Source organism: Spiroplasma endosymbiont of Labia minor, assembly GCF_964019845.1.
Lineage (GTDB): Bacteria > Bacillota_I > Bacilli_A > Mycoplasmatales > Mycoplasmataceae.
The window spans coordinates 81,554-92,947 of record NZ_OZ026465.1 but is presented as its reverse complement, the minus strand read 5'-3'; the positions used below and the strand labels follow the sequence as shown (position 1 = coordinate 92,947).

Below are 11,394 nucleotides of genomic sequence, written 5' to 3'. Positions count from 1 at the left end.
CCGCATTTTTAAAAATAAGAATTTCTCTCTCAAGATTCATTTTCCATCTTAAAAGCAGAAACTTTCATTAATTTTTCTTTTTCATAATTAAAAATAAAAGTTTTAAAAATACTATTTACAAATCCTCATACAATTAATGGGGAAAATAAATTATTTTTTAATTCTGCATCTTGCTCTCTCATTATATTATTCACCATTATTACATCATCTACTGCATTTGCCACATAAGTATCGTTGTTGGAAGTGAATAAAACAATTTTTGCTTGTGAATCTTTTTTGATTTTTTTTATAACATTTGATAATCTTGTATTTTTAGATCGCAATGAATAAATAATAAAAAGTTTACGAATCCCATCATTAATACTAAAATTTAAATTATTGAATATTTTGAATTTATTATTTACATTTTTATAAAACGCATAGAAATCTTCTAATGCAATATACGAATGACCAAATCCTACTCCATTTATAATAGGATATTTTGACATATCGACAATTAATTTTTTTATTTTTTCTTCTTGTTCTTTTAATAATTTTGAATTTGTAAAACAACTTTCAAAAAAAATTTTAAATAAAAAACCAATTTTATCTTGCTCATTGGAATTAATAATGCTATTAATTCCATCCTTCAATAAAACCGGTTGCTGATTGACTAAATATATAAATTCTTTAAATGATTCTACGTTAATTTTTTTTAAAAGTGTATAAATAAAACTTATTCCTACTCCAAAAGTTGAAGCTATATCTTTTATTTTACCTATCTGCTTTTCTGGTGATTGATTTTTAAAAAAATCAATAAAATCTTTTTCCTTGAAATTTAATTTATCTAAATTTAAGACTAATTTATTTTCCATGAGTACACCGCACTTTCAAAATTTATTATAACAGTGCAAAATAAAAACAAATATAAAACTTTATATGTCTAAAATAAATTACTTCGTTCCGAAAATTCTATCTCCGGCATCTCCTAAACCTGGCACAATATATCCATGTTCATCTAATTTTTCATCTAAAGATGCCGCATAAATATCTACATCGGGATGTGCTTTTTGCAATGCATATACACCTTCGGGAACTGCAACCAAACAAATAAATCTAATATTTTTAGCGCCCCAACTTTTTGCGATGTCTATAGCTTTTATTGCAGAACCGCCAGTAGCTAACATAGGATCAACAACAATTACATATGATTTATCTATATCTGATGTTTTTTTTGCAAAATATTGCACAGGCTTCAAGCTCTCTTCATCTCTATATAATCCAATATGAGCTATTCTTGCTGTTGGTATTAATGATTGAATTCCTCTAGTCATTCCCAATCCAGCACGAATAATTGGTATTAATACAACTGGTAAATCTACTGTTTTACCTATAGTTTTTTTTACTGGAGTTTCAATTTCTACATCTATTACTGGTAAATCTTTTAAAGCTTCATATGTCATTAACATACCTATTTCATTTAAATTTTCTCTAAAATCTTTTGATGTAGTTTCTTTTCTTCTCATTCTTGTAAGTTTATCCAAAATTAATGGGTGTTTTATTTCATAAAAAGGCATAATTTTCTTTCCTTATCACTAATATTTAATATCTTCATACATTGGATATTTTTTAACTAATTCTAATACTTCTTGTTTTAATTTTACAAGATTTTGCTCTGATGGATCTTTAAAAGCAGAGCACATAATTTCAGCTGTTTTTTCAAAATCTTCTTGAACAAAACCTCTAGTTGTCATTGCCGGGGTACCAACTCTCAATCCAGATGTATAAATTGGTTTTTCAGTATCAAAAGGTATCATATTTTTATTTGTTGTTATGTTTATTTTATGCAAAATAGCATCAGCCTCTTTACCAGTGATATTAAAATTAGTTTTGACATCTATATTAATTAAATGATTATCTGTACCACCAGTTATAATACGACATCCACCATTAGACAAAGTTTTTGCAAAAGTTTTTGCATTTATAACAACATTATTTCCATATGTTTTAAATTCTTTTGTTGATGCCTCTAAAAAACATTGCGCTTTTCCAGCAATCATATTTTCTAATGGACCACCTTGAGTACCTGGAAAGATAGCCGAATTAAATTTTTTATTTAATTCAAAATCATTTGTTAAAATGATTCCACCACGTGCACCACGTAAAGTTTTATGTGTTGTTGATGTTACAACGTGTGCGTATTCACATGGATTTGGATGGTCACCAGAAATAACCAATCCGGCAATATGCGCCATATCAACAAATAAATAAGCGTTTACTTTATCTGCTATTTCTCTAAATCTTTTAAAATCAATAATTCTTGAATAAGCAGATGCACCTGCAATAAGAATTTTAGGTTTAACATCCATAACTAATTTTTCAACTGCGTCATAATCTATCATTTCGGTTTCTTTATCAACTCCATAATGATAAAAATGATAAGATTTACCTGAAAAATTAACCACAGATCCATGTGTTAAATGACCACCAGCATCCAATGACATTGCAACCACTTTATCGTTATGTTCTGCTAAGGCGAAATAAACCGCTGCGTTTGCTTGTGAACCTGAATGAGGTTGGACATTTGCATATTCTACATTAAATAATTTCTTAACTGTGTCTATTGCTAATTGTTCCATTTGATCTATATATTCGCATCCACCATAATATCTTTTATTTGGATATCCTTCTGCATATTTATTTGTTGCAACAGATCCCATTGCATCCATAACTGCTTTGGAAACGAAATTTTCCGAAGCTATTAATTCAATATTTTCTTGTTGTCTTTTTAATTCTAAATTTAAAATTTCTGATAATCTTTTATCCATTATAATTGTCCAAACTTTCTATTCTTTTAATGTGTCGTCCACCTTCAAATGGTGTTGATAGAAAAATGTCTATTAATTTTAGCGCTTTTTCAATAGCAATAATTCTAGCTCCTAATGCTAAAATATTTGCATTATTATGTTCTCTTGCAAGTCTAGTTGTCGTTTCTTCATATGATAAAGCCGCTCTCGCTCCATTAACCTTATTTGCAGCAATTGATATTCCTATTCCTGTTCCACAAATCGCTATCCCAAATGATTCTTTATCATTAACTACTCGTTTTGCAAGTTCTATACCTTTTTCTGCATATGAAATAGATTTTATAGAATCTGTTCCTAAATTAATAACTTCATGTCCTAATATATTTAAATGCTCAATAATTTTGTTTTTCATTTCAACAGCTGTGTGATCATTTGCAACATATATTCTCATAAAAAATACCATCTCCTTTTCTTACAAAATAAAAAAATAGATAAAAATAGTCTATTTTTTTTCTTTTTCTGAGGATTTTTTAATTCTATTTGAATTATTTTTTTTATCTTTTTTTTGCATTGTTTTTATTTCAACATCAGCTTCATCAATTGCTTGACCTATTTTTGATGATTGGCGAAATAGAATTACTGAATAATCCAATAACGCCGCAGCGCGAATTTGTGAAGGTTCATTAATTTTTTTATTAATACCTAGAAAAATAAATCCCAATAAAGAACCTAAAATAAGAACTAACGCTATAACACCTACAATTGCTGCTGTTACAGTTAAAATTGTCGTTTCAGATAAATTGACTTCCGTTATCGCTATTGCAATACATGCAGACAAAGCTCCAAGACCAAAAATAAAACCAATACATGAGATTGCCAATATTTGTTTAAACAATGACTTTATTCTTTCCATATTTAAATCCTACTTTCAATAATAATAATATCAAAAAAATAATTGTTAAATACAAATAGTTTGTATAAAAAAATAAATTATTCTGACAATATGTACGTTATTTTTCTTGGTTTTAATTCATTGTACATAATTTGTGCAGAGACAAAAATTAAACCAATAAATCCAATAGCTACTCCAAATAAAATCAAGTAGAATTGTCATGATTGTACAAATATCAGTGCATAGCCAAACATTTTAATATAAAAAATTGTTAGCGGAGCTAATAATAAGTAAGTCGCTATTCCGGCAAAAATTAATGACATAATTGTTGAAAAAATATATCCAGACAATAATTGAAAAGCTATTTCATGCATTTTGTAGCCCAGTGTTTTTAACATATGAATAATTGCTTTATTTTGTAACAACACTAATTCTATGGCAATTAAAAATACAATGGTCATAATAATAAGTAAAACTACATTTATTCTTTCTGTTAATACAATAAATGTTGATAACATTGATTTTGCAATTTCTCCTTACATTGCAAAATTTATAAATGAAAAATTACCGTTTTGTCCACTTTGACTTATTCAATTTTCAAATATGAATCCATCATTATATTTTGATCCTATTGCAAAATTATTCACATATTTAACATTTTCATTATCAAATTGAAGTGTATTATTTACATTCAAAAAATTCAAATCAATCATTGTTTTGTAAATATCTTCATCTAAATATCCATTATCATGAATTAATTCAAATATGGCTTTTTTATTTGTGTAAGCTTCAATTATTGTCAAATTCTCTTTATTTATAGAATTAACTCTAAATTTCAAATTAAAATTACTTGGTACATCAGAAAAAATATCTGACTTCACTAAATCTAAAATTGCGCCTACTCTTAAATTGGGATTTATTTTTCACCACAAATACGAAACATCTACATTTAATATTTTTTCAATTTCATTATTTTTATCTTTATATAGATAAAATGCATTTTCATATTTTGTTTCAGGTAATTTTAATTTTGTTGGATTAACATCATCATAACCATTTAATTGAAATCTAGAGATATTGCCATTTTCAAACATTACATAAGACGTATAACTTGCAAATGAAATTCCATCTTGATTGGAATTTTCAGGTAAAATATAATTTTTATAAAAAGTAATATTAATGTTCTTTAATTTCTCTAAATCAAAATATTCTAAATAATTAATTGCAATATTTTTCATATACGTTAAAACAATTCCAGTTAAATTATCATTATTATTTAATGATTCATTTTGCAAAAAATAATCTTGATAAAACATAGCCATATTAGCAATATCATTACCACTAATATATTTATTTTTCAAATTGGTAAGATTTTCTCTTAGTGTGTTTGTAAGTTTAGTTTGTAATTGTGGAAACGTTCCTGCGTTTACAAAATATGTCGAATCAAATAAATCACTAAATTCTGAATTTTCTCTAATATTTTGATATTCTACATTTTGAACATATCAGCGTTGTGATTTATTCAAAACATTAGTAGTTATTGTTGACTGAAAATTGTAATCGTTTATTTTTGTTGGATTATCGGCAATTGTATTTGAAGATATTTTAAATTGTGTGGTAAATAAAACTACAGTCAATGCTATCGCAGACATTATAAACAATGAAATTGATTTAAAAAAATTATGATTAATATAAAGTATCGCAGTTTTAAATTAAGGTGAACCCCAAAAGTGGGGTTCACCTTAAATTCGTTGTGTTTTTTTAAATATTATTTTTGTAATTTTATTTAAACCGATTTCGAAATTATTTGGTCTTTCAATTGAATTAATTTGCAATTTTTTTGGTGACAAAGAAAATAAATTAATGATAAAAAAGATAAATCCAATAATAACAAACATTACCAAGGAAATTAAACCAGATCATCAATTAATATTACCTCACATATTTAAATGATAACTCATCACTTGTTGAAATACATACATAAATATATTTCCAACAGGTGCAACCAAAATTAGTGATAGAATAATTACCAATAAAATGGGCACTAAAACAGTAATTACAGATAATAAAGATAACTGTGCTCTTGATATTCCGTTTGATCTTAAAAAAATTAATGTCTTCCTATTTATTTTAATTAATTCTAAAACAATGAATCACATCATTATTACAAATAATATAGCTGTCAAAATTCAAATCATTTGACAAATCAAATTATAAGTTGAACAGATTAACGTTAAATTATTATACTTATCTATAAAACTACCCATATTATTAAATAATTTTTCTGGATATATTGTAAATATTGGACTAAATGAGCAATTAATATTTCATAAATTTGTGAGTTTGTTAATTTATTACTTGACATACATAAATCAAATGGTGATGAAAAAATGTTATATGTTGAACCATCATCTAATGTTAATAATGCATTCATATTTGTAAAAATAATACTTGATCGTCCGATTCCTTCATTTGAAGAATACAAAGTGGTCATATTACCCACAATTTGAAATTCTACATTACGTTTTTGTCATTGAATTCATAAATTAATTTGTTGTCCAATTGAAATTTTATAATTTCTAACAAATGATGGCGTAATTCATAATTTTGGTAAATTTCCATTATATTATGTTTTATCATGTTCAAAAATTAGTGGTTGTTCTAAATCCCTGTCTAAAGTTAGATAATCTCTTTTTGTTACAGGATTTAAAAATAATCTTAAAGAAGTTTTGCCATCTTCCATTAGTATATTTTTATCTAAATAAAAATAATTAAAAGTAAATTGATTAACTAAATTTTGATACATTGCGGAATAGTGTTTATCTAATCAATAAAAAAGAAAATAGTTTTTGTAGTCATTTTTTAAAATTTCAATACCATTTATGAATTTTTGTTTATTATTAATTTTATTTAAATTTAATTTGTTTACAAAAAAATAATTAGATGACCAATCATTTACAAAATTATCATCTATGTCAACTAAATTATAATCAAACAAAGAAGACACATCTTGTTTCATTAAATCAAAATTGTCTCTACTAATTTTTACAAAATTATTATTACTTGGTAGATTTTCTTGGTCTTCTGCCATAATTTTAACTCCAGGTCGCAATCCAATCTGATGATTTGGTTGATGAAATTTGCTAATAAAATTTGATGAATTTAATGAAAAAGTTAAAATAGCATTAATCAATAGCGAACAAATTATCGAAAAAACAAAAACTAGTATGTAAAGACCTTTATTTTTTATTGCATTTCCAATTGCCTGCTTAAAAAGATATTTAAATTTCATTTATTTCACACTTTAGTTTAACTAAATATATCAAAATTATTATACTCAAAAATCTAAAACTAATCTGCAAAATGAAATGTACAATAAATTTATAGGTGATATTATGAATTGAATTATTGGCGAATTAAAATGAATGCCAATATTGAGCGAGATGTCAGCAGGTTGAAAAAAAATTGTTATTGAACATGGTCATACTATCGTTGCGGGTAACGATAGTGGTGGTACTACAGGCGAAGTTAAAAATCATAATCATTTGTTTAGTGGTTATGTTCCAAGCATTAATGATGCAAATTGGGCAAATACTGGGAATCAAGGTCATGCAACAGACGAAAGATTTCCATATTTTATGGCAGGTTCTCAATTTAAAAATTTAAACAGAACAGAAAATTATGGACAAAATGAAAATTTACCTACAGGAATTTTAGCAGAATTATGACAATACGATCCAAATAATGAATACGATAAATTTGGAATTAGAAAATAAAAAAACATTCAATTTGAATTAATTGAATGTTTTTTTATTTTGAATTAAATGCTCCATATATTTACTTTTCAACAAAAAAACACCGAAAATATATTATTACATAGATATATTTTATGTAATAATTTATCATTAGTGTTTTTATTAATATATTAAAAACTATTTAATATTCAGTGTTGTGTGTTTCTATTCCACGTTCAATAATATTTTCTGAACCAGTTAAACCAGTACCAGCCGGAATTAAATTACCCAACATAATATTTTCTTTCAAACCTTCTAAACGATCTACTTTACCTTTAATAATTGCTTTGACCAACACACGCGCTGTATCTTGGAATGAAGCAGATGATAATCATGAATCAGATTCTAATGGCGCTTTTTTAATACCAAAAATTGTGTATTTCGCAAGAGGTGGCTTTTTACCTTTAAAAATTGCATCTGTAATTGCAGCACGATATGCTTTAACAGAAACAATTTCTCCTGGTAATAAACTAGTATCTCCAGCATCAATAATTTTAACTTTATTTAGCATTTGTTTAATAATTATTTCAATATATTTATCTGCAATTTCAATACCTTGCAAACGATAAACTTTTTGAACTTCTTTTAAAATGTAATTTTCAACATCTTCTAAACGAGCAACTTCTAATAAATCTTTAATATTTATTGCTCCTTCAGTTATTTTTTGTCCTCTAGATACATAATCACCAACAGCCACACGTAAGATTGCTCCATAATGTGAACGATATTTTTTCTCATCGTTTTCTGATTTTATTGTAATTGTATAAATAGAATCATCATTTTGAATATCTGTTATTTTACCATCTATTTGTGAAATTAAAGCGACAGCCCCTTTTGGAGTGGTAACATCTAGTAATTCTTTAATACGAGGTAATCCTTGAGTAATATCTGCATCACCAGCAACTCCACCAGTATGGAAAGTACGCATTGTCAATTGAGTTCCTGGTTCTCCAATTGATTGAGCTGCAATAACACCGACAGGTTCTCCTACAGAAACAACTTCTCCAGTTGCTAAATTTATTCCATAACACATTTTGCAAATACCTTTTGCAGCATCACAAGTTAAAACAGAACGAATTTGAACTTTTCCTATGTTTGCATCAATAATTTGATCTGCTAAAACATTAGTAACTAATTGATTTGCAGCAACAATAACATTACCCTTACTGTCAACTGCATCATCAAATAAATATCTACCAACCAAACGGTCTTTTAACGGCACAATAACATTATCATGTTTTGTATCAACAACAGCTGAAATTTCAAAACCTTTTGTTGCATTACATTCATCTTCTATAATAACTATTTCTTGTGAAACATCAACTAAACGACGAGTTAAATAACCAGAGTCAGCAGTTTTTAAAGCAATATCTGCCATTCCTTTTCTAGCTCCATGCGTTGAAATAAAGAACTCAGAAACCGATAAACCTTCACGGAATGATGATTTAATTGGGATTTCTTTAATATCACCTTTAGTATCGTTCATTAATCCGCGCATACCTACAAGTTGAGTAAAGTTTGAAACATTACCACGTGCACCAGAATCTGCCATAACAAAAATTGGATTTTTTATATCTTGTCTTAAAACATTTTCTAATGATTTTGAAATACTATCTTTAACTGTAGTTCAAACATTAATTACACGACGTTTTTTTTCTTGTTGTGTTAACATTCCTAAATCATAAAAACGATTAATTTCTGAAACTTTTTTATCTGCTTCTTTAAATTTGTCATATTTATCTTTAAACGCAACAACATCTCCTGCTGATATAGTTGTTCCTGATTTTCATGAATATCAGAAACCTAAGTTTTTCATATTATCTAACATTTGCGCTGTTTTTTGAGAATCATTTTCTCTAAAGTAACGATAAATAATTGCTGATAATTCTTTTTTCTTAATTGGTTGTAATATTTCATGTTTTGCTATTACATCATTAATATTTTCATTTTCGGCAAAAACTTGATCATTAATTGCTGTTTCTGCATTTGCAATATCATTTGAATTAATTCAGGGGAATAATTCAACAAATTCAGTATTAAAAATAATTTTTCCAACTGTTGTTAGTAAATAACCATTTTGTTTTTCATCACTGATTTTAATTAATTTTTCAGAAAGTTTACTTACTGGAACTCCAATTAATGCATTTAGAGCTACTCTTTCATTTTGATAAGCAATAACTGCTTCATCCAAAGTGGCGAAAATCATTCCTTCACCAGTTAAGCCCTTTTCTTCTAATGTTAAATAGTAATTACCCAAAATCATATCTTGAGTTGGAGTTACAATCGGTTTTCCATCTTTTGGCCCTAAAATTGCTTTTGAGCCTAACATTAAAGCACGTGCTTCTCCAACGGCTTCTGGTGAAATTGGTAAATGGACAGCCATTTGATCACCATCAAAATCGGCATTAAAAGCTGTTGTAACTAATGGGTGTAACCTAATGGCTTTTCCTTTAACTAATTTTGGTTCAAATGCTTGTATACCTAAACGGTGTAAAGTTGGAGCACGATTTAATAAAATTGGTCTTTCTTTAATTACTTCTTCTAAAACTTCTCAAACTTTTGAATCATTTTGAGATAACATTCTTTCTGCAACTTTAACATTTTCTGCATAACCTTTTATTTGTAATGTTCTAATTACAAACGGTTTAAATAAAGTCATTGCCATATCACGAGGAATACCTGCTTGATACATTTTTAAATCTGGTCCAATAGCAATAACAGAACGCCCTGAATAATCTACACGTTTACCAAGCAAGTTTTGACGGAAACGCCCTTGTTTTCCTTTTAAAATTGCAGTTAGTGATTTTAAAGCACGTTTATCTTTACCAATAACGGGTCTTGCTTTTCTATCATTATCTAATAATGCATCAACAGCTTCTTGTAACATACGTTTTTCATTATTAACAATAATAGATGGCGCACCCATCGATTTAACTTTTTTCAAACGTTCATTTCTAATAATAATACGTCTGTATAAATCGTTAATTTCAGATGCTGTAAATCTACCGCCATCTAATTGAATAATTGGTCTAATATCTGGTGGAATTACTGATATAACTTTTAATATCATTCATTCTGGTCTAGATTTAGATTTTTTAAATGAATCTAATACTTCTAAACGTTTCATTAATTTGGCTTGTTCAACTGCGCCACGATGTTTATTTAATTCTGTTTTAATTTTTTCAATTTCAACATCTAAATCAATTGAACTTAACAACTCTTCAACTGCTGCAGCACCAATTCCAAATCTGGCACCAGTATGTTTACCTATAAAACTTGCTGCCTCATCCATAGAAAATGGAACAGATGGATTGACTAATTCATCAATTAATTTTGTTGCTCTAAATTCATCTATTGATCCTTTTTCTACTTTTGCTAGAATATCTCTTAAAGTTTTTGTTAGTCTTTCACGAGTTTTAATAGAACTTTTATCATTTCCTAAATTTAAAACTGTTCCCTTTTCAAAATAAGGACAAGTTCCGGAATTTAAAACAATATAAGATACAAAATAAATAACTGCTTCTAAATCTTTTGTTTTGATATCTGTAACTGCAGCAATACGTGAAGGTGCTACTTTTAACATTCAAATATGTGAAACCGGTTCTTCTAATTCAATATGTCCCATTCTTTCGCGGCGGACAATAGAATCTGTAATTTCAACACCACAACGTTCACAAATTTTACCTTTATTTTTAATTTTTCTGTACTTACCACAAGCACATTCATAATTTTTAGTTGGCCCAAAAATTCTTTCATCAAATAAACCATCTTTTTCTGCTTTTAAAGTTTTGTAATTAATTGTTTCTGGTTTAGTAACTTCACCACGAGATCAAGTACGAATTACATCAGGAGATGCTAAATCAATTTTAATCATCAATTTTGGTTCTTTTGCCATAATTTAATTTTCCTTTTCTAATTGTAT

General features: G+C 27.2%; 12 protein-coding genes. 1 reads left to right on the top strand and 11 read right to left on the bottom strand.

Going from position 1 to position 11,394, the window contains the following annotated elements:
- Window positions 1–8 precede the first annotated feature (8 nt).
- The 10 genes from AACK85_RS00460 to AACK85_RS00415 all read right to left on the bottom strand — a co-directional run bounded on the left by AACK85_RS00460 (window position 9) and on the right by AACK85_RS00415 (window position 6,970).
- Window positions 9–854 carry a hypothetical protein gene (locus AACK85_RS00460; RefSeq protein ID WP_338969979.1) on the bottom strand — a complete coding sequence of 282 codons (846 nt, stop codon included), beginning with the start codon at window positions 852–854 and terminating at the stop codon, window positions 9–11.
- A 78-nt stretch (window positions 855–932) separates the two neighbouring features.
- A complete protein-coding gene (gene upp / locus AACK85_RS00455) occupies window positions 933–1,559 on the bottom strand; it encodes a uracil phosphoribosyltransferase (RefSeq protein ID WP_422397541.1) in 627 nt (208 codons plus the stop codon).
- Between the two features lie 15 nt (window positions 1,560–1,574).
- Entirely contained in the window at window positions 1,575–2,807 is a 1,233-nt protein-coding gene (gene glyA / locus AACK85_RS00450; protein WP_338969976.1) for a serine hydroxymethyltransferase, read from the bottom strand.
- Entirely contained in the window at window positions 2,800–3,237 is a 438-nt protein-coding gene (gene rpiB, locus AACK85_RS00445; RefSeq protein WP_338969974.1) for a ribose 5-phosphate isomerase B, read from the bottom strand. Before rpiB ends, glyA begins: the two co-directional genes overlap by 8 nt.
- Before the next feature lie 51 nt (window positions 3,238–3,288).
- Window positions 3,289–3,699: a hypothetical protein gene (locus AACK85_RS00440; protein ID WP_338969973.1), complete on the bottom strand. Its 411-nt coding sequence runs from the start codon at window positions 3,697–3,699 to the stop codon at window positions 3,289–3,291.
- A 77-nt stretch (window positions 3,700–3,776) separates the two neighbouring features.
- The gene (locus AACK85_RS00435; protein WP_338969971.1) at window positions 3,777–4,196 is read right to left on the bottom strand and encodes an FtsX-like permease family protein; all 420 of its coding nucleotides are present in this window, start codon (window positions 4,194–4,196) and stop codon (window positions 3,777–3,779) included.
- A gap of 18 nt (window positions 4,197–4,214) precedes the next feature.
- Window positions 4,215–5,330 (bottom strand): hypothetical protein, encoded by a 1,116-nt coding sequence (locus AACK85_RS00430; protein WP_338969969.1) that lies wholly within the window; start codon window positions 5,328–5,330, stop codon window positions 4,215–4,217.
- Window positions 5,331–5,420: 90 nt separating this feature from the next.
- Window positions 5,421–5,945: a hypothetical protein gene (locus tag AACK85_RS00425; protein WP_338969967.1), complete on the bottom strand. Its 525-nt coding sequence runs from the start codon at window positions 5,943–5,945 to the stop codon at window positions 5,421–5,423.
- Window positions 5,930–6,172 carry a hypothetical protein gene (locus AACK85_RS00420; RefSeq protein ID WP_338969965.1) on the bottom strand — a complete coding sequence of 81 codons (243 nt, stop codon included), beginning with the start codon at window positions 6,170–6,172 and terminating at the stop codon, window positions 5,930–5,932. Before AACK85_RS00420 ends, AACK85_RS00425 begins: the two co-directional genes overlap by 16 nt.
- 132 nt (window positions 6,173–6,304) lie before the next feature.
- A complete protein-coding gene (locus tag AACK85_RS00415) occupies window positions 6,305–6,970 on the bottom strand; it encodes a hypothetical protein (protein ID WP_338969964.1) in 666 nt (221 codons plus the stop codon).
- A gap of 103 nt (window positions 6,971–7,073) precedes the next feature.
- On the opposite strand from AACK85_RS00415, the gene AACK85_RS00410 reads away from it, so the two are divergent.
- Window positions 7,074–7,454, top strand: a complete 381-nt coding sequence (locus tag AACK85_RS00410) for a hypothetical protein (RefSeq protein ID WP_338969962.1) — start codon at window positions 7,074–7,076, stop codon at window positions 7,452–7,454.
- Between the two features lie 160 nt (window positions 7,455–7,614).
- Here the strand turns inward: AACK85_RS00410 and rpoC are convergent, their stop codons facing one another.
- A complete protein-coding gene (gene rpoC, locus AACK85_RS00405; protein ID WP_338969960.1) occupies window positions 7,615–11,367 on the bottom strand; it encodes a DNA-directed RNA polymerase subunit beta' in 3,753 nt (1,250 codons plus the stop codon).
- Window positions 11,368–11,394 lie beyond the last annotated feature (27 nt).